Origin of the sequence: Shewanella sp. N2AIL (assembly GCF_022690845.1) — a bacterium.
In the GTDB taxonomy this organism is placed as follows: Bacteria; Pseudomonadota; Gammaproteobacteria; order Enterobacterales; family Shewanellaceae; genus Shewanella; species Shewanella baltica.
Genome location: NZ_JALBYT010000029.1, coordinates 1 through 19254 on the forward strand (window position 1 = coordinate 1; position 19254 = coordinate 19254).

General features: G+C 47.4%; 13 protein-coding genes, 1 rRNA gene and 1 pseudogene. 9 read left to right on the forward strand and 6 right to left on the reverse strand.

The features are described from left to right. Window positions 1–114: ribosomal RNA gene (gene rrf, locus MO387_RS15885) — 5S ribosomal RNA — on the forward strand; the annotation flags it as partial. Between the two features lie 474 nt (window positions 115–588). On the opposite strand, the gene MO387_RS15890 is transcribed toward rrf, so the two are convergent. Then, the gene (locus tag MO387_RS15890; protein WP_006079903.1) at window positions 589–1068 is read right to left on the reverse strand and encodes an Rsd/AlgQ family anti-sigma factor; all 480 of its coding nucleotides are present in this window, start codon (window positions 1066–1068) and stop codon (window positions 589–591) included. A gap of 457 nt (window positions 1069–1525) precedes the next feature. Here MO387_RS15890 and hemE point away from each other — a divergent pair, with 457 nt between their 5' ends. From hemE to MO387_RS15905, 3 genes and pseudogenes are all read left to right on the forward strand, one after another. Then, window positions 1526–2590: a uroporphyrinogen decarboxylase gene (hemE, locus tag MO387_RS15895; RefSeq protein WP_006079904.1), complete on the forward strand. Its 1065-nt coding sequence runs from the start codon at window positions 1526–1528 to the stop codon at window positions 2588–2590. 432 nt (window positions 2591–3022) lie between these two features. Then, window positions 3023–5600 (forward strand): annotated as a pseudogene (locus MO387_RS15900) (EAL domain-containing protein). A gap of 75 nt (window positions 5601–5675) precedes the next feature. Continuing rightward, window positions 5676–6479 carry an SDR family oxidoreductase gene (locus MO387_RS15905; RefSeq protein WP_012090367.1) on the forward strand — a complete coding sequence of 268 codons (804 nt, stop codon included), beginning with the start codon at window positions 5676–5678 and terminating at the stop codon, window positions 6477–6479. A gap of 18 nt (window positions 6480–6497) precedes the next feature. Here the strand turns inward: MO387_RS15905 and MO387_RS15910 are convergent, their stop codons facing one another. The 4 genes from MO387_RS15910 to purH all read right to left on the reverse strand — a co-directional run bounded on the left by MO387_RS15910 (window position 6498) and on the right by purH (window position 13335). Next, a complete protein-coding gene (locus tag MO387_RS15910) occupies window positions 6498–6725 on the reverse strand; it encodes a hypothetical protein (protein WP_006079908.1) in 228 nt (75 codons plus the stop codon). A gap of 171 nt (window positions 6726–6896) precedes the next feature. Further along, window positions 6897–10130: an ImpA family metalloprotease gene (locus MO387_RS15915; protein ID WP_242326411.1), complete on the reverse strand. Its 3234-nt coding sequence runs from the start codon at window positions 10128–10130 to the stop codon at window positions 6897–6899. A 177-nt stretch (window positions 10131–10307) separates the two neighbouring features. Next, a complete protein-coding gene (gene purD / locus MO387_RS15920) occupies window positions 10308–11606 on the reverse strand; it encodes a phosphoribosylamine--glycine ligase (protein ID WP_014620569.1) in 1299 nt (432 codons plus the stop codon). Between the two features lie 130 nt (window positions 11607–11736). Continuing rightward, window positions 11737–13335 carry a bifunctional phosphoribosylaminoimidazolecarboxamide formyltransferase/IMP cyclohydrolase gene (gene purH / locus MO387_RS15925; RefSeq protein ID WP_012197697.1) on the reverse strand — a complete coding sequence of 533 codons (1599 nt, stop codon included), beginning with the start codon at window positions 13333–13335 and terminating at the stop codon, window positions 11737–11739. Between the two features lie 353 nt (window positions 13336–13688). Here purH and zntR point away from each other — a divergent pair, with 353 nt between their 5' ends. Next, a complete protein-coding gene (gene zntR, locus MO387_RS15930) occupies window positions 13689–14219 on the forward strand; it encodes a Zn(2+)-responsive transcriptional regulator (protein ID WP_107949468.1) in 531 nt (176 codons plus the stop codon). 2 nt (window positions 14220–14221) lie between these two features. Next, entirely contained in the window at window positions 14222–15757 is a 1536-nt protein-coding gene (locus tag MO387_RS15935) for an SO_0444 family Cu/Zn efflux transporter (protein WP_107949466.1), read from the forward strand. Window positions 15758–15864: 107 nt separating this feature from the next. On the opposite strand, the gene MO387_RS15940 is transcribed toward MO387_RS15935, so the two are convergent. After that, window positions 15865–16752, reverse strand: a complete 888-nt coding sequence (locus tag MO387_RS15940; RefSeq protein ID WP_063884205.1) for an SPFH domain-containing protein — start codon at window positions 16750–16752, stop codon at window positions 15865–15867. A 322-nt stretch (window positions 16753–17074) separates the two neighbouring features. Between MO387_RS15940 and MO387_RS15945 the strand changes: the two genes are divergently transcribed. From MO387_RS15945 to MO387_RS15955, 3 genes are read left to right on the forward strand one after another with little or no spacing between them, the layout of a single operon-like run. Further along, complete coding sequence (locus MO387_RS15945) at window positions 17075–17329, forward strand: hypothetical protein (RefSeq protein ID WP_106648299.1); 255 nt, start codon at window positions 17075–17077, stop codon at window positions 17327–17329. A 3-nt stretch (window positions 17330–17332) separates the two neighbouring features. Beyond that, a complete protein-coding gene (locus MO387_RS15950) occupies window positions 17333–17623 on the forward strand; it encodes a hypothetical protein (RefSeq protein WP_107949463.1) in 291 nt (96 codons plus the stop codon). 5 nt (window positions 17624–17628) lie between these two features. Continuing rightward, window positions 17629–19248, forward strand: a complete 1620-nt coding sequence (locus MO387_RS15955; RefSeq protein WP_107949461.1) for a PepSY-associated TM helix domain-containing protein — start codon at window positions 17629–17631, stop codon at window positions 19246–19248. The last annotated feature ends 6 nt before the right edge of the window (window positions 19249–19254 follow it).

Sequence of the window (19254 nt, forward strand, 5' to 3'; positions counted from 1 at the left end):
TGGTGACAATAGCCTTGTGGAACCACCTGATCCCATCCCGAACTCAGAAGTGAAACGCAAACGCGCCGATGGTAGTGTGGGGTCTCCCCATGTGAGAGTAGGTCATCGCCAAGCGCCTAATTATCTCGTAGAGATGTAACGAAGCCAGCTTAATAAGCTGGTTTTTTTGCGTCTGAGGTTTGTAAAAATCAGCCTAATACCATTTACATTAATTATATGTCTAATTGATTATCACGTTATAATCATGAAGAACATGCATAATCCCAACATCGCTGCCTTAGTTAAATCAAAGAAATGCGCATACGTTTGCGCGAATCCGTGTGTGCCGCTCATAAAGTTATTACAGACTGCTCTTGGCGTTCACTGGCTAGGTTAGTTAACACTTAACTGAGGCGTTAAAGTGTATCTCTTTGATGGGTGAGGTGCGTAAAGAGCATTTCATATTTAGTTGCAGTTGCTAGAGATAGGTTTTAACCGACGTTTCTAATGAGCCATTACTTGTTAGTGAGCCTATATATTTCGGTAGTCGTTGGATTGGTCAAGATAAGCGCACCGAACACAACAAAGTGCGCTTAAATTGATTGAGGCTTACTGGGTGTGTTCTGAATGCTTACGGTGGAGTACTTCGAGTAGTTCATCTTCGAGTTCGAAGCGAGTTTCCATGTTATGGGCAAGTTCAGATAAATCTTTATCGAGTTGATACAACACGAGATCGTCTTGAGTTTCCGCATATTTATCGTTGAAGTCTAATGCCGCATTCGTGGTTGGCGTTATTTTTGGCAATACTTGTTGCGCGAGTGTTTTGCTTGATTCACCATATTCACTACAGGCATTAACGACTCTATCGTAGACTTCGAAATGGCCTTCAGAGACATAGTCCACTAATAAGTCACAGAAAGATTTAACGTGTTCGAACGAGGGCAGCGATTTTTCTGATTTACCGTAAGGCGGAAGTCCGGCAATTTGGCAGTAATGCACTAACAGTTTTCGACGGTTTTTTAGCCATTGATCAATAAGCTTATTTGAACCGCCCCACTTCTGTTCTGCTTTTTCGAGTTCTCTCAGCATGATGCATTCCATTTAAGTGCCAGCACATAACTCTAATGTAGGGACAAGTCGCTAATCGATCAACTCTTTTCATGCGAATTTGCGTGAATGACGAAATGGACAAACCAGCTGTTTTGCTTCAAAAAATGCAAATAAAAAGCCCAACGATAGAAACCTATCGTTGGGCGAGTAAAGTTTATAGCAGGCTCGATGCGACGAGCTTCTTGATTGTTCTTGCTAGCGCAGACTTTTTATACCAAAGGCTGGGAACCAGCGCAACTTTTTTCTGTCTGAGTGTGACTTCGTTACGAATAAATGAGCAGTATGTTATCTGGATAACATTTTCCGGTTTGTGTGGTCAAATCGACGCCAGCGATGGGGAATAGCTCACATAAATTAGCACATAAAGGTTACATTATTCGCGTAAATGCTAAACTAGCGACCCAGCGGATCTCAATAAGACTAGGAACCAAGCCCAATGGCAGAATTAAAGAATGATCGTTATTTACGCGCCCTACTAAAAGAGCCTGTCGATGTGACCCCTGTGTGGATGATGCGTCAAGCTGGCCGTTATCTTCCTGAATATAAAGCCACTCGCGCGCAAGCGGGTGACTTTATGTCTTTGTGTAAAAATCATGAGCTTGCCTGTGAAGTTACGCTGCAACCTTTACGTCGTTATGATCTGGATGCGGCGATTCTGTTTTCCGATATTTTAACTGTGCCTGATGCTATGGGTTTAGGTTTGTATTTTGAGGCGGGTGAAGGCCCACGTTTCGAGCGCCCTACAGACACTATCGATGCAATTAAAAAGTTATCAATCCCAGATCCAGAAGATGAGCTTGGCTATGTGATGAAAGCCGTGAGCACTATTCGCCGTGAGCTTAATGGCGCAGTGCCGTTAATTGGCTTTTCTGGCTCGCCATGGACCTTAGCCACTTATATGGTTGAAGGCGGCTCGAGCAAAACCTTCGAAAAAATTAAAAAGATGGCTTACGCTGAGCCAATGGCATTACACATGCTGTTAGACAAGCTAGCTGATTCAGTGATCTTATACCTGAATGCCCAAGTCGCTAATGGCGCACAATCTTTGATGATTTTTGACTCATGGGGCGGTGCGTTATCGCACTCAGCTTATCGTGAGTTCTCTTTGCGTTACATGCAGAAGATTATTGATGGTCTGACACGTTTTGCCGATGGCCGCAAAGTGCCAGTGACGCTGTTCACTAAAGGTGGTGGTTTGTGGTTAGAAGCGATGGCAGAAACTGGCTGTGATGCGTTAGGTTTGGATTGGACGGTAGACATTGCCGATGCCCGTCGCCGTGTAGGCCATAAAGTTGCATTGCAAGGCAACATGGACCCTTCAATGTTATATGCACCTATTCCACGTATTGAAGAAGAAGTGGGCCATATCCTAGCGGGTTATGGTGAGGGTACTGGTCATGTATTTAACTTAGGTCATGGCATCCATCAGCATGTCGATCCAGAGCATGCTGGCGCCTTTATCAAGGCGGTTCATGCGCAATCAAAGCAATACCATAAGTAATTTTCAGATTTGCGAAAACAGGCCCGCTTGCGGGCCTGTTTTATTTCTGACATTTAGAGTTGATAAAATGGAAAACTTCTCTCGCAGCTATCTTCATGGATTTGCCTTTATGGATTAGCGTATGCGGTGGTTTATCTCGTCTGCGAGCCTAATGAGTGTTACGTTAAAATAACAACTTCAATACTCTATTGTTACGCTTAGTTTATCGCATAGGATCTGGATAAAAATAAAATATCAGCAGTGTTTATTGAGCAATTTAATGTGTTAAATCAAAGCGGTTAAATTGATTTAATTACATAATAATGTCTACTTTAGCAACGGCTAAAGCTAAGCGATGTTTAATACTATTCGCAAATGAGATATGTTGCATGGCGCAGTGAAGGATTATGCAAGGCCGTCAATCAATTTAGTCAAAACAAGCCGTGGTAAGAGATGCACATTGGCAAGAAAATATTGGTATTTATTGCGGGCTTTTGTCTCCCCGCGGTGGTCATTGTCTCCTATTGTCTGGGGTGTTGGTACGACCATCGCGTCGAACTATTGCGCCAAGACAGTGCTAATCGTGAGCTTGCTAATATCCAGCAGCAGTTTCAAATTGATGTTGACCGCTTAACCTTTCTCACGAATATCTACGCTTTACCTTTGTCGCAGTTAGATGAAGAGCAACTTAAGAAACTAGAATCCTCGTGGCACGACAGTTCTATGTCGGCCAACCTCAGTTGGTATATTTTACGCCAAGGCGAGCTGCACACTTTTTTCCCCAATGCACATCCTTTTTCCTCTGATAAGCTGCAGGAAATCGCCAGCGCTATCATCAATGCTAATAAACCCAGTGTGGCAGGCGCTTATTTGATTGGTGAGCAGACTTATGTCATTACCGCCGTGGCTTCTGCGCCTAATGAGTCTGTGCTGCTAGTGTGCCAGTTGACCAACAATGACTTACTAGAGTATGCGCAGGCCTTATTGGTGACTAAAGTGACTATGAGTCATTCTAACGCTGTCACGGCAAGTGTTGAGGGCGTTCATAGTGACACCATTGAAATACCCAGCCTGTTAAAAGACAAACCTGTTTACCTGCAAGTGCAGTTCTCCGAGGGCCCGTTCCAAGAGGTTAAGTTTAAGCTCGATTGGGTATCGCTCGGATTTATTCTATTTGGCGTATTTATCGTTGGCCTTGGCTATATTTGGCTGCGTTCTGGTTTACTTAAACCCTTTAAAAACTTGATGCGACAATTGGCGCTGGTCGATCCTATGTCCAGTGTCTATCAACCTGTCACCAGCGAGGGCAATGAGGAATTAGAATTGCTTGCCAGCCGCGTTAATAGCTTGCTGGCCAGAATATATCAGCAGAAAGAGCGCGAAAATCACCTTAGAATCTATTGCAGAAGCGGTGATTTTAACCGACGTCGATGCCAAAGTGATTTATATGAATCCGCGGGCCGAGTCGCTTCTGGATGTCGCCAGTTGTTATGTCCTAGATCAGAGCCTTGCGAGCCTGTTAAAGGCTGGCGATCAGTTGAATCAGGCGGTCTTCACTTGTATTCGTCTTGGCGAATCATCACCACAGGTCGAGAAAATCAAGCTATTAACTGCTTCGCCTCGGATTATGGAGCGCAGTATCAGCAATCTGCGCAATCACGATAAAGAAATTGTTGGTACTGTCGTGGTATTGCGGGATATCACTCAAGAAGAGTTACTTAAACACCAGCTACAAAAAAGGGCAAATTTCGATAGCATTACAGGGCTGCTAAACCGTCAGGCATTTGATGAGCAGTTACCCCAATTTGCCGCTTCAGCTAAAACCATCGCCGTTTGTTATCTCGATTTAGAGCAATTCAAGTTGATTAACGACAGCTGTGGCCATACTGCAGGCGATCGTATGCTCGCTATGGTGGCTAAGGCTATGCAGGCTTGTCTTGGGCCACAGGAGCTGTTGGCGCGCCTTGGTGGCGATGAGTTCGGTTTAGTGATTTGTAATCGCAGTGCTTTATCTGTGGCGCAATTACTCAAACAAATGATCGCACAAGTCTCGCTGCAAGTGCTGAATGACAAAAACTGTAACTATAAAGTCGGCCTCAGCATAGGTGTCGCCTTTGGTCGTGCGCCCTATATTGATGCACAAGAATTATTGAAAGACGCGGATATTGCCTGCATTGCCGCTAAAGCTAAGGGCGCCAATCAAATTCATTTTTACGATGATAAAGATAAAGAGCTCACTTACCAGAGAAATGCGCCTAAGTGGGCGGTACGTATCGCGCAGGCGATTGAAGAAAACGAGCTAATTCTGTATTACCAACCGATCCGTGGGTTAGGCAGTGGTCCGCAGCGACAACGCATGGAAATCCTGCTGCGAATTCAAGAACCCTGTGGCCGTATTTTGGCGCCTGCGCAGTTTATTGCTGCGGCTGAGCGCTTTAAGCTGATGCCTGACATAGATAAAGAAGTGATCCGCAAAGCCTTTTTATGGTTATCTTTGCACCCGGTGCTTTGGCCTGATCACTGTATTTCGATCAACCTTTCGGGCAATAGTTTAGGCGCCGAAGGTATGGTGGAATATATCGCCCAGCAGCAGCATATTTTTGATATTCCAAGTCAATGTATTTGCTTTGAAATTACTGAAACCACCGCGATCCAAAATCGCAATCGTGGTATGGAAATGTTGAAGCAGTTACGTAAGCTTGGCTTCTCGTTTGCCTTGGATGATTTTGGCAGTGGTTTCGCCTCTTACGGCTATCTGCGTGAATTACCTGTCGATTATGTCAAAATCGATGGCTGTTTTATTAAGAATCTTGCCGTGAACGCCAAAGACTACGCCATCGTTAAATCGATTCAAGATGTATGTCGCGTCATGGGGATCGAGACCGTGGCCGAGTTTGTTGAAAATCAGGATATTATCGACAGATTATTGAGCATCGGCATTAACTACGCGCAAGGTTATGCAATAGGACGTCCACAACCCTTAGCTAATTATCGTGAACAATATGAGATGAGGCTTGCACAACGCGCGTGAAGGATTGCGCTTTTAGCGTGATTATGCCAATTTAGCCAAAGGCGTAATTAACATAGCGATAACAAAGGAATGACTATGGATGGACTCACTGGCAAGGTCGTGATTATCACGGGTGCCTCAGAAGGTATTGGTCGGGCACTCGCTGTGGCAATGGCGCGAATGGGCTGCCAGCTCGTGATCAGTGCACGCAATGAAACACGTCTCGCTTCACTCGCCTTAGAAATCGCTAATTATGGTTTACCGCCCTTTGTATTCGCTGCCGATGTTTCTCGTGCTGAACAGTGCGAAGCCTTAATTGAAGCCACGGTCGCGCATTACGGACATCTCGATATTTTAATTAATAATGCCGGCATGACCATGTGGTCACGGTTCGATGAGCTTACACAACTGTCTGTACTCGAAGACATTATGCGGGTGAATTATCTTGGGCCTGCGTATTTGACCCATGCCGCTTTACCCCATTTAAAGGCCAGTAAGGGCCAAGTGGTCGTTGTGGCCTCAGTCGCTGGATTAACGGGCGTGCCCACTCGTAGCGGTTATGCTGCATCTAAACATGCCGTGATTGGTTTTTTCGATTCATTGCGGATTGAGCTCGCGGACGATAATGTGGCGGTGACGGTAATTTGCCCTGATTTTGTGGTGTCACAAATTCACAAACGCGCCCTTGATGGTGCGGGTAATCCTTTAGGCAAGTCACCGATGCAAGAAGCTAAGATACTGACGGCCGAGCAATGCGCCAATATGATGTTACCTGTGATTGCGACTCGAGGCCGACAATTTATCACTTCACTTCGCGGTCGTTTAGGGCGTTGGCTCAAACTGATTGCGCCAGGTTTAATCGACAAAATTGCCCGCAGGGCGATCGCCTCCGGGCATTAAAATCTTTGCCACTACAAGCTATTTACCACTCTTATTCAGATGCTTAATGATTGACTGTTCAGCCTCGCTTTGCGTTGCTTTTTCCCCTTGTTTATCGATAGTTGCAGTGGCCATATGACCTGTCATATCCTCTGCAATATGGAACCAATCTGGATGCCAGTAAAAACTCTTTCCTTCTAGCGTTCCCCAGTTATGCACACCTGATTTTTCGCCTTGATAAATAAGATCTTTTATTGAATAACCCATATATTTACCTCATTAATTTCATGATTGTTAAAAATATAAGAAGTTAAATGGTGCACGTCATCTGAGCCTAGGTATGTGCTTTAGGTCACATTTTTCAGGTAAAAATAAACCCCGCCAGAGCGAGGTTTATGAGTTGCGTTAGTATCTTAGCGCGATTAAGGCTTAGCGCACTTATGGTTTGGTGCACTGGGTTGGCGAACCCACGCCTTTCCACTGTGTAGTGCCATCAGTGAGTGACAGTGGCACAAAGGTTAAACCTTGGCTCATGTTCGATGGCGGCAAGTCGGTTTCTAGCTCATACATGCCCATGGGCATAGTACCCGAGATCGCATTAGCGACCGTTTGCGCGGCTGCAAGGCTTGAGTAGCGCAGACCCAACATATCAAAGTGGCTACGCCAATCTTTGCCTGTGAGCTGACTCAAAGACACCAGCATAAAGTCGTTGCCGGGAATATCTTTCACGGTTTTGCCGCCGTAGACACTATTGCCGTCAAACGGAAATTGGTCAAAGCCCAGTTTGCTGCGGTTCGCTTCCCAATCACTGGCGTTATTGGCATATTTGCCAAAAATACGACTGTGTTGATACAGCAAGGTAAAGAGATTAAAGCCATTGTTCAGCATGGTGCCATCGCTCAACATCATGCCGTGGGCCTTTAGTGCCATTTGGATATAAAACGACATGCGATAGCCGTTATGCACAGCATATGCATTGCTGGCCCAAGGCGCTGTGTATCTGTCTTCACCTGCATCGAGCACTTTACAGTTAGCGCCAAACACCACGCGCTTACCGCTGGTATCTGTTGTGCTCGCAGCATCGGACATAAACACATAGAAGAGATCTTTATGGTTCATGTGACCATCAGTAACCGTATCGGTATTATTATCGCGCAGATAATGGGTTTTCCACTTCACTACATAAGGGAAGATATTGTTGGAGTTTTCGCCAGCGCGACTACTATAACCTGCCCAGTTGTCACTATTGTTTGCCGCGGCATATTGCACATTGAGGCGGTTCGTTTGCAGATTATGGCCTAACTCATGGTTATCACCCCAGCCCGTTGGGTCGATATTCCATGCCGCATCCCAAGGATTACCACTACAACCGGCTCCGCACTGGGCATTTTGGTCATAATTGGCGTGTTGAATAATAGTGCGGGTATGCAGACTATTGTCGATACAGTCGTCGCCAAACAGTCCTTTGCAGGCGGCGAGCACATCGGCGGGTAAGGACTCAGTTAAACTCTTACCTTGGATCTTAAGGCCAGCTAAGGTGTAAACGCTATTTATATGGTCATCGACAATACTTTTGAGTAGCGCGTTGACATCGGGCACATTGCCGCCGATGGCGTTTAAGAAGCGGTCGCGACGTAGATGCTGCTCTGCACCATCGGTGCGCAAGTCCACATGGGGTAATTCGGTATTCTGAATGCGTTCGTTAAAGGCCGCGATTTCAGCTGGATTGGAGAAATCCATAATGGTCGGATGTTTAGCGACATGCTCAGCGTTGACATCAACACTTAACGCGCCATCAACACTCGAAGTATCACCATTGATGTATAGATAAATCGGCCCGCCGTAGGGGGAAGAAAATTCAAGACTTTGTCCTTGAGCTAAGCGCAGGCGTTGCTGCGCCAACTCCAATGGACCGCGGTAGATTTTCTGCTCATAGGCACGGTTAGTATTACGTCTGTGGTAGTTGAGTTTGATCTCCACATTCGCAGCGCTGCTATCGAGACGAGTCAGCTTAATGGTTTGTCCTGGCAGTGCATACCAGCCCGTAGTCGTCCATTGGCCTGCATAGGGCACGCTAATGGTTTTACGTTCAGTGACAGTCGCAGGATAAGCGTAGTGCGCATTGCTGCCCTTGCTGAGGTTAGCTCTGTCGGTAACATATTCACCTAAATCTGGCTGGGCTAAGTTATGGCTACGGGCATAGCTGACGGTCCAATCGGCAAACAGGGCCTGCTGCCACTGGGCGTATTCGCTATAGGCTATGGGGTAGTCAATCTCGCTGCGATACTTATCGGCGAGCAGTAGTCCGGCCTTCATCAAAGGGAAGTCTGTTTTGGTAAACACATCGATAGCATGGGTATCTAAGGTTTCGGCATTGGCTCGATACCAATCGGCGCCTGCCTTGAATGACTCAACAAAGGCGGCAGCATTGCAGCTGAGATAATTGCCTGTGCAGTCGTTAAGCACTGAGGTATCGAAGCTTGCTTCATTGAGCTTGCCAAGTAGATTATTTACCTTGGTCAGAGCTGTATCTTCGGCCAAAATATCAGTCACATTGAGGTCGTTGGCATTGAGCTTTGACCAATAATTACCTGAGGTTGAAAGCCCCATTTCAAGGTAAAGCGGCGATAGCATTGGGCTTTGATTGCGCCAGTAGTTTGAGAGCAGCAAGGGAATGCCCGCCGCTTTGGCCTTAGCGATAGCAGCTTTAATGCCTGCAAAACCCAAGGACTGACGGTCTATGTCACTAATCACTATCACATCGGGCTTGAGTGTGTCGATACAGTTGCTTAACTCACTGTAGTCACAGGTGTTTGCCGCATTAATGCTATGGGCTGCGGGGTAGTTGTTTGTAAGCCAAGTGCGAATACCTTCGTTATGGGGAAAGTACCAACTGTCGGCTTTGCTCGGCATTTGCGTGGTCACTATACTGAGGCCGTCGGTTTTATCGGCGCCTTTGGTCAGCCAGCCTAAAAGATTTTTCAGCAAAGTATCGGTTTGAGCTGAAGTGTTGACGGAAAAGAGATTTCCTCCCATGGCCGCATATCTTTGCCCCTGTTGCTCGCCCGCCATCACTAACCCACGAACGGCGCTCGCCCCACTGCCATCGACATTCGATGGCAAGACAGTAAAAGTGTTCTCTGGCATAAAGCTCGAAAAGGTAATTGAGTCGTGAGTCAGGTGCCAAGAGATGCTGCTACCGACACCTTGATATAGCTGATTTATATGGGCTTTACGTTCGATGTCGATACTAGCGAGTTCGGCGATGCTGAAATTAATTAACTCTGCAGCACTGGCAAGCCTGTGGTCTTGGTGCTTAATGGCATTTTCGGCGTTAGGAATAAATGTCGGCGTGATAGTGCAATCCGCCGTCATGAACGCAGTGGTGTAAGTTAGCGTATTGAGCGTGCCACCACAGCCTGTAATGGCCTCAAGCGTAAAGCCAGTATCGGCAGTAATGCTAAAAATAGCGCTTTTACCCGACTCCACTTTTTGACTGCTTGGCTCTAAGGCTCCGCCATTTACTGACACACTACTAGCAATGTATTGCACCGGCGCGGGAGGTTGGACTGGCGGCTGAGTCGGTGGTGTGGTCGTGCCAGCATCTTCTGAGCCGCCACCGCATCCGCTAAGCAGTATGGCGATGGAGGCGCACAGCAGTCTAATCCTCATTGGGAGTCCTTGATATTTAGGTATTTAACATTTGGTTGACATTGTATCTCGTTGCTCCAATTTTCAATAGAATTAATTATGTAATTTTATTGAAAATCATGATGTTATATTTGACGCTCGTCAAAATTCAGGCACAAAAAAACCGGCTTCTGGCCGGTTTTTTAACGCGCCTAGCAATTAGTCTTGCTGTTCACGTGCAATAGCACGGTAACCAATATCGGTACGGAAATACACATCATCCCAGTGGATTTCATCAACCAATTTATAAGCCGCTTTTTGCGCTTCGGTCACTGTGTTACCCAGTGCAGTCGCGCAGAGTACGCGACCGCCGTTGGTGACTACGTGGCCGTCTTTCATCTCAGTGCCAGCATGGAAGACTTTGCCGTCGTTATCGCCAAGGCTGAGACCGTCAATCACATCAAACTTGCGATACTCATCTGGGTAACCGCCAGCGGCTAATACTACGCCCACGGCTGCGCGCTCGTCGTATTCTGCTGTCACTTTATCTAACTCGCCACGGGTGGCGGCTAAACACAGTTCCACTAAGTCTGACTTTAACCGCATCATGATTGGCTGAGTTTCTGGATCGCCGAAGCGGCAGTTGTACTCGAGCACTTTGGCGCTGCCATCGGGAGAAATCATCAAGCCAGCATATAAAAAGCCTGTGTAGACATTGCCTTCTGCCGCCATGCCATCAACCGTTGGACGAATCACGTTTGCCACAGTCCAATCGTGTACCGCTTGAGTCACTACAGGAGCAGGCGAGTAAGCACCCATGCCGCCAGTATTCGGACCATAGTCGCCGTTATCGCGGGCTTTATGATCTTGGCTGGTCGCCATTGGCAGAATATTTTTGCCATCGACCATTACGATGAAGCTGGCTTCTTCGCCTTTCAGGAATTCTTCAATGACCACGCGTGAACCCGCATCGCCAAACTTGTTACCAGCGAGCATGTCATCAATCGCAGCATCGGCTTCAGCTTGGTCTTGGGCGATAATCACGCCTTTACCTGCGGCTAAACCGTCGGCTTTGATGACCACTGGGTAACCTGTTGTGGCCGTTAATTCACGCACGAAGGCTTTTGCATCGCTGATTTCAGTGCAGTTTTTGTAACCCGCTGTTGGAATATTGTGGCGTGCTAAAAAGTCCTTAGTGAAGGCTTTTGAACCTTCGAGCTGAGCAGCCGCCTTAGTTGGGCCAAAAATCGGTAAACCTGCGGCGTTGAATGCATCAACTACGCCCATCACTAATGGCGCTTCTGGGCCGACTATGGTCAGTTCAATCTTATTGGTTTTCGCAAAATCGAGCAGAGCAGGAATGTCTGTGGCGCTGATCGCCAGATTTTCAACATTAGGTTCTAGGGCTGTGCCCGCATTGCCTGGCGCAACATAGACAGTTTCAACTTGAGCCGATTGTGCAGCTTTCCACGCTAGGGCATGTTCGCGACCGCCGCCACCAATAACTAATACTTTCATGTTAAGTCATCCCTTAGAGTTTTATGTTCTGTGTAGGCACACTGTGGTCGAAACCAGAGTGCGGTAAAACAAAGAGTGGTAAAACAAAAAAGCAGCCAGTTCTGATTGAGTGCTGGCTGCTTAGTGGCGATTAGTGACGGAAGTGGCGCATGCCCGTCATCACCATGGCCATGCCGTGCTCGTCTGCTGCGGCGATGATTTCTGCATCGCGCATTGAGCCACCCGGTTGGATGATGCAGCTAATGCCCGCAGCCGCTGCTGCATCGATACCGTCACGGAAGGGGAAGAAAGCATCGGATGCCATCACAGAGTTCACTACTTCTAAACCTTCGTCGGCGGCCTTGATGCCAGCGATTTTAGCGCTGTAAACGCGGCTCATTTGGCCTGCGCCGACACCGATAGTCATGCCGTCTTTTGCATAAACGATGGCGTTAGATTTAACGAATTTCGCTACTTTCCAGCAGAACATTAAGTCTTTCAGTTCGCTTGCAGTTGGTTGACGTTTAGAAACCACTTTGATGTCTTCTAAGCCGACCATGCCTTGGTCGCGATCTTGTACTAACAAGCCGCCGTTAACGCGTTTGAAGTCTAAGGTTTGGGTCTTAGTGTTCCACTGACCACATTCCAATAAACGTACGTTGGTCTTTTTCGCCACCACATCGCGCGCCGCTTGGCTGACGCTTGGGGCGATAATCACTTCAACGAATTGACGCTCAACGATAGCACTCGCCGTCGCGGCATCTAACTCGCCGTTGAAAGCAATAATGCCACCGAAGGCTGACGTTGGGTCTGTTTGATAAGCGCGGTTATAGGCATCGAGCAAGTCTTTACCTAAGGCCACACCACATGGGTTAGCGTGTTTAACGATAACGCAGGCAGGTTCCAAGAATTCTTTTACGCACTCAAGAGCGGCGTCTGTATCGGCAATGTTGTTGTAAGACAAAGCTTTGCCTTGCAACTGAATTGCCGTCGCCACAGAGGCTTCATCAATTTTAGTGTCGACATAGAAGGCCGCCGCTTGATGGCTGTTTTCGCCATAGCGTAAGTCTTGCTTCTTCACTAATTGGGTGTTGAACGTGCGTGGGAACTTAGAATCAGCAAAGCATTCGTCCGTGCTGTGTGCAGGAACCATAGTGCCGAAGTAGTTGGCGATCATGCCATCGTAACCCGCAGTGTGCTCAAAGGCTGCAATCGCTAAGTCGAAACGCGTCGCATGGGTCGTGCTGCCATTGTTAGCCGTCATTTCTGCCAGTACGCGTGAGTAATCGGCGGCATTAACGACTATGGTGACGTCTTTGTGGTTTTTTGCCGCTGCGCGCACCATAGTTGGGCCGCCAATATCGATATTTTCGATAGCGTCCTCTAAGGTACAACCGGCTTTAGCTACGGTTTCAGCGAAAGGATAAAGGTTAACCGCAACCAGATCGATGGCGTTGATATTGTTGTCGGCCATAACGCTTTCATCAAGACCGCGGCGCGCCAAAATGCCGCCGTGCACTTTAGGGTGCAGCGTCTTAACGCGACCGTCCATGATCTCAGGGTGTCCTGTGTAATCAGATACTTCGATAACAGGCACGCCGTTATCCGCTAACAGGCGAGCGGTGCCGCCAGTTGATAACAGTTCCACACCTTGGGCGTGAAGTGCTTTGGCGAACTCGAGAATTCCGGTTTTATCTGAAACGCTTAACAGCGCGCGACGAATGGGTCTGGCATTATTTGCAGCAGTCATTTGGGTACAGGGTCCAGTTATTTTAGTTTCAAGGATCTTTCGGAAAACAGAACAGCCTTAGCGCTGCACCGCTTTCCAAAAGTCCCTTGGTCCTATTTTTACTTTATTAGCTAACTTTTTATCCCTTCATCACGGCGCGCGTATTCTAACGTAAAACTCGATTTACGGGTGTTTTTTCTGCGTGATTTCACAATATTCATATCAGAACAAAGTGACGTGACTCGGCCGACTTTATGTAAAGTATGAATTACCCCTTGACCTTGGAGTAGGCTCCAAGGTTTATACTCGCATTATTGAGTTGTATGCTGGAAACTCCCCCCTGAGTTGGGCGCGATTTCACAAAGGATGAAGACATGTATCGTATTGGTGAACTGGCGGATTTGTGTGAGGTGAAAGCCGACACGTTGAGATTCTACGAGAAGCACGGTCTGCTCGCGCCGTTGAGCCGTACCGAGTCTGGCTATCGAGTGTATACCGAGGCCGATGCTGCGCGACTGCGTTTTATCTTACGGGCTAAAGCTGTAGGTTTTACCCTCAATGAAATCAGTGAATTGCTTTCAATTGAGCTTGATAAATCTAATCGCGTCTGCGCCGATGTGAAGGGTATGGTCGATATTAAATTGGCCCAAGTGCAGGCCAAAATCGCCGAGCTGAATCATTTTCAAACCAGTTTACAGAGTCTGTCCGATGCCTGTTGTGGCGGGCCGCGTAGCGCCGAACATTGCTCGATTTTAGAGGCGTTGGAATCCAGTACTGAGCGGGTACGTGTTGAGCATCATTCTCATGATGGAAATCAGCACGAAACGCATCAGCACAAAGCACATCAAAATGAGTCGCACCAGCATACTCACGGCAAAACAATCCATGATGAGTCAGGGAATTAATTATGTTACTGAAGAATTTTATTGATCTGTTTTTAGACTCGGCGCCTTGGTTGTTATTAGGCCTGATCCTGGCTGGGCTATTAAAAGTATTCGTACCAATGGTGTGGATGCAAAAGCAGCTCGGCGGTCACGGTTTTAAAACTGTGGTGAAGGCGGCGTTGCTCGGTGCACCATTACCTTTGTGTTCTTGTGGCGTTATTCCCGCAGCAGTTGGGCTGCGCCGTTCTGGTGCCTCTAAAGCAGCAACGACTTCCTTTTTAGTGTCGACGCCAGAAACGGGCGTCGATTCAATCGCTGTTTCCTACGTGTTACTTGGTCCCTTTATGGCAATCATTAGACCGATTACGGCGATTACCAGTGCGATTGTGGCTGGCTTACTTGTTGGGCGTGATGACGATGATGGCAAGCCTGCGGTTAAATCCGAGTCCAAGCCAGCAAGCGAAGCGCCAGTGGCTGCATGCTGTGCGTCGAAATCGGCGACTCAGCCCCAAGCTGTTAAAGCCGAACCGGTTAAAAGCTGTTGCTCATCAACTAAAGAGCCCACTTTAGCGCCTATTAACGCGGCCTCATCCTGCTGCAGCACTGAAAGTCCAGCTGAGAGTGAGCAGAAGACTGAGCCTAAGAGTGCGATCAAAATGACGCCTATGGCTGCAACGTCTAGCTTAATGGCCGCCGCGCCGAGCTTAATGACAACTCATGGGCATACGGGCATTGGCAGTTTGGCAAATGACGGTGTGATAAAAGCTGAGAAAACAGCTTCATGCTGCGCCAGTAACACAGCTGAATCTGTACCTGTCACCCCTGAAAAAATCCTTGTGGTAAAAAAGGGCGCCTGTTGCGGCACTTCAAACAAAGCCGAGTCTGGAACACATGATCACAGTGCCCATGCTCCTCAAACCCAAGGTGAAGCGGATAGCTGCTGCGCTTCGACCCAAGATATGGCTACTGAGTTAAAGTCGCAATCCGTATTAAGCCGCGTAGCTATTGGTCTTAAATATGCGGCAACGGATTTAGTGCGTGACACTACCTTGTGGCTGCTGGTGGGCTTATTCTTCGCCGCACTGGTGCAAACCTATGTCCCTGCAGACTTTTTGGCGCAATGGGGCGACGGTATCTTAGCCATGTTAGTCATGGTGTTGGTCTCTGTGCCTATGTATATCTGCGCGACGGCATCGACACCGATCGCTGCCGGACTATTGCTGGCGGGTGTGTCACCGGGGGCCGTTTTAGTGTTTATGATGGCGGGTCCTGCGACTAATATCGCCACCTTAGGTGTGGTGGCTAAAGAGTTAGGCAAACGTGCGTTGTGGGGATACCTGGGCGGCGTGATTGGCGTGGCCTTAGTCGCGGGCATATTGGTCAATTATCTGGTGGATAGCTTTGGCTTTGTGGTGATGCCACAGATTGGTGAGCAGCACCAAATGTTACCTCAGTGGCTAGTGGCAACCTCTGGCATAGTGCTGGCGTTACTCATGGCAAAAGTGGTGTTTGAAAAAATTCCTCGAAGCTGGATCCGCCGCAACGATTGCTGTTCTTAATCGGTTCATATTCCGCTAAATTATCGAGTAAATAAAAATCCCAGTGTTAGGGCTAACACTGGGATTTTTTATTATCGATTTATGCTTTGCTCGGGCTAAACCTAAGATTAGTTGCCTTTTTTCACATCGATAAAGGGCAGAGTGCCTGTCGGCAGCATAGTCGTCGGTAGTTTGCCGTCCCACTTTTCCGCTTTGGTTAATTCAACTAAGTTTTGATTTTGTGCCAGCGCTTCGGCGCGGCTCTTAATCGCAGAGGCTTCTGCATCACCTTTGATACGAATACTTTCGGCTTCAGCCTTAGCGCGGGCTAATTGCGAGTCGGCCTGTGCTTGCGCTTGGGTGACGGCAATTTGCGCGCTGACGCGTTCTTTCTCTAGATTCTGCAGTTGAGTTTGCACTTCGACTTCGGCGCGCATTCTGTCTTCGACGGATTTTTCGTAGGCGTTGGAAAAGTCGATATTTTCAATCTGCACTGAGTTAATTTCCACCGGACCTTTGATCGAGTTAGTGATCGCGCTGGTCACATCAATACCGAATTTGATCCGCTCTTGTACGACTGAAATCGCCGTGTATTTACCGAAGATGTTTTCGACTTGAGTTGGCACTTGTCTGTCGAGCAGGCGCGTGACCATGGCATCGATACTTTTGAAGTTAGCATACACTTCTTCGACGCGGTCTGGCGGTACGCTAAACGTCACCGATGCGTTAAGTGTCGCGGGTTGTTGATCGCGGCTATAGGCTTGCAGCGAGGTATAACTGGTGGTGTGTGTTTGGGTCGAAATCTTCACCACAGTATCTATCAGTGGGATTTTAAAACCCAGCCCAGGTTCTGCGGTACCGATAACTTTACCGTTGCGCAGCAGTACGCCACGTTCACCTTGGTCAACCGTATACCAACTGCCAAATAAGGAAATAAAGAGGATTAACAGAATAACAATGGGGATAATTTTGCTGAGGCCAATTGAGCTCGGCAGATTGAATTCATTTTTAATCATTTAGCTTCCTTTGCTGATGTCATAGTAATGAGCTTGAGGGTGAATCGGATTGTTTATCTTGGGACAAGACTATTAACACGAAATGTATCTTAATGGTTAACAACTGGCAATGACAAGACAGAAGTGTTGCCTATTTGTGATTTGAATGTCACAAATCATCCTTACAGTGTAAATCTTATTGCGAATTATTATCACCAAGGCTAGAGTCCCGAAATTAAAATTCTTCCATTGCTTTCATGTGCTTATCTTTTTACATGATGTACAGCAAGCATAGGCAAATGGACTCGAATGCTAACGCTTTGTAGTGAGAGGATAACATCCCGTGTTGCAACTTATATTCCTGTTGTCGACGCTTCTGGCCTGTTTGTTATTTTATTTAACGAATAAGCAGCAAAAACTATTTGCAAGCTCCCTTCCTAAGCGGCCTTGGCGGTTACTCGCTTACGGTGTTGCCTTTGTCAGTCTTATCGGTTGGCTTAGCCTCTTTACCCTTAGCGCCGCAATTTTTATTTGGTTAGCCCTGTTGATGTTATTGATGGGGTTAGTGCCTTTTATCTCACTTTTCGGTCGGAAATAACTCATGGCACGTTTAGCTGAACAGGATAAATTGCAACCCGACTGGTGGACTAAGTCACTGGCTGGATTGATTTTAGGATTTACTTTAGCACTTGGATTGGTGGGGTTATTTGCCTGGTTTGGCCCAGGCGGCATCGATGCCGATACTAAAGTGCAGTTCAACATGTGGCTGATTACGCCTATCTGGTTATTGATCTTAAGTTTTAGCTTTCTGTTTAAAACCGGACTCAGGGCAATTGGCTACTTGGGCTTGTTTAACGTCTTGACTTATATAGTGTTATATATCTTTAGGTGACAAGGATGAAAGTTCGCAGTGATGTGTTACGTGTGTATCAGTCTATCCATATTTGGACTGGTATCATCGCCGGAATCGTATTGTTTATCGGCTTTTATGCCGGCTCGCTCACTATGTTTAAGGGGGCGATTGACGCTTGGTCAATGCCGCCAGCCCTGACCTTGCCTCAAGTGCCCGCTGAGAAACTGGATGGCTTAGTCGCGCAAGTGTTAGCGCAGGATGATAAGGCCAAAACCGGTTTTAGTTTGCACTTAAATGATGAGCATCAATCGCCGATGACTTGGTATCAGCAGGGCTCGGAACGTGAACTCAGCATGAGTCACCAGCTTTGGCATGCCAGCCTTGACGAGCAGGGGCAATTAGTCACCCAACTAAGTACACCAAGCGAGTTAGCTGAATTGATTGACCAATTACACCGCACCGCGGGGATTGCCGGCGAAGTCGGTCATGATCAAGCGGGTGCCTATGTGTTGGGGATTGCCGCCGTTTTATACTTCTTGGCATTGGTTTCTGGGGTGATTTTTTTACTGCCAACGTTAACCAAAAGCTTTTTCGCCCTGCGTAAAGATAAAGGTGAGAGTCGTTTCTGGCTCGATGCCCATAATTTAGTAGGCATTACCAGCCTGCCATTTCATCTAGTGATATGTGTAACTGTGATTGTGTTTGCTTTCCATGATCAGCTTTACGATGGGCTTAAGCATATGGTTTATGGTGAAAAACCATTATTTGCTCAATCGGCGCCGGGCAAAACGCCCTATACACTAGCCGATTTGCCAAAGGTCACCACTGTGTTAGCCAAGGTGCAGCAAATCGCCCCCGATTATCAAGTGAATGAAATGACCTTTATGAACTTGAATAATCCCCGTGCGACTCTGCGCTTGGGGTTATATAACCCCAATGGTTTTATGCGTGGACCCGTTACCGATTTCTTATACCTGCATCCTTATAGTCTTAAGGTGACCAATAGCACGATTGATCAAAGCGACAAGGGGATTTGGGCCAGAACCGTTGCGGTATTCTTTGGATTACACTTTGGCAGTTATGGGGGCGATCTCGGGCGCTGGGTGTATTTCTTCCTAGGTTTGAGCGGTGCTTTTTTATTTTACAGTGGCAACTTGCTGTGGCTGGAAAAACGCCGTAAAAAGCAGGCGAGCGAGCAAACCCGTGCTTGCCGATTAATGGCGAGCGCCACGGTGGGGATTTGCTTAGGCTCGGTTGCCGCCTTAACGATAAGTATGTTGTTGGGTAAATGGTTATATGTGCATGTGAGCAATATTAACCACGTCTATTTGTGGCTGTATTATCTGGTGTTTGGCTTGCTGGTGGTTTACGCCTTTTGGCGTGGTGCTGCTAAGGCGGCGCTGCTGATTTTGCCTTTGTGCGGCTTGGCTACATTGGCGATGCCAATCACGTCTCTAGTTGCGTTAATCGCGCCAAGTTTAGGCTTATGGGCGCCTTATTCTGCGGCAACGTTAGGCGTCGATCTGGTGGCGTTAGCCTTTAGTGGAGTGTTCTTTTATGGTTACAGGCTGACTCGCCATCGGGTGCTTAATGGGCCGCAGGACAGTGTCTGGGCCATTCCCGCCACAGTGCCAGTGGCAGAATTAACCCAGCAAACATCATAATAACAA

Coding starts and splice junctions, on each gene's coding strand:
- MO387_RS15890 (WP_006079903.1), bottom strand. CDS start 1,068: ATGCTGAGAGAACTCGAAAAAGCAGAACAGAAGTGGGGCGGTTCAAAT.
- hemE (WP_006079904.1), top strand. CDS start 1,526: ATGGCAGAATTAAAGAATGATCGTTATTTACGCGCCCTACTAAAAGAG.
- MO387_RS15905 (WP_012090367.1), top strand. CDS start 5,676: ATGGATGGACTCACTGGCAAGGTCGTGATTATCACGGGTGCCTCAGAA.
- MO387_RS15910 (WP_006079908.1), bottom strand. CDS start 6,725: ATGGGTTATTCAATAAAAGATCTTATTTATCAAGGCGAAAAATCAGGT.
- MO387_RS15915 (WP_242326411.1), bottom strand. CDS start 10,130: ATGAGGATTAGACTGCTGTGCGCCTCCATCGCCATACTGCTTAGCGGA.
- purD (WP_014620569.1), bottom strand. CDS start 11,606: ATGAAAGTATTAGTTATTGGTGGCGGCGGTCGCGAACATGCCCTAGCG.
- purH (WP_012197697.1), bottom strand. CDS start 13,335: ATGACTGCTGCAAATAATGCCAGACCCATTCGTCGCGCGCTGTTAAGC.
- zntR (WP_107949468.1), top strand. CDS start 13,689: ATGTATCGTATTGGTGAACTGGCGGATTTGTGTGAGGTGAAAGCCGAC.
- MO387_RS15935 (WP_107949466.1), top strand. CDS start 14,222: ATGTTACTGAAGAATTTTATTGATCTGTTTTTAGACTCGGCGCCTTGG.
- MO387_RS15940 (WP_063884205.1), bottom strand. CDS start 16,752: ATGATTAAAAATGAATTCAATCTGCCGAGCTCAATTGGCCTCAGCAAA.
- MO387_RS15950 (WP_107949463.1), top strand. CDS start 17,333: ATGGCACGTTTAGCTGAACAGGATAAATTGCAACCCGACTGGTGGACT.
- MO387_RS15955 (WP_107949461.1), top strand. CDS start 17,629: ATGAAAGTTCGCAGTGATGTGTTACGTGTGTATCAGTCTATCCATATT.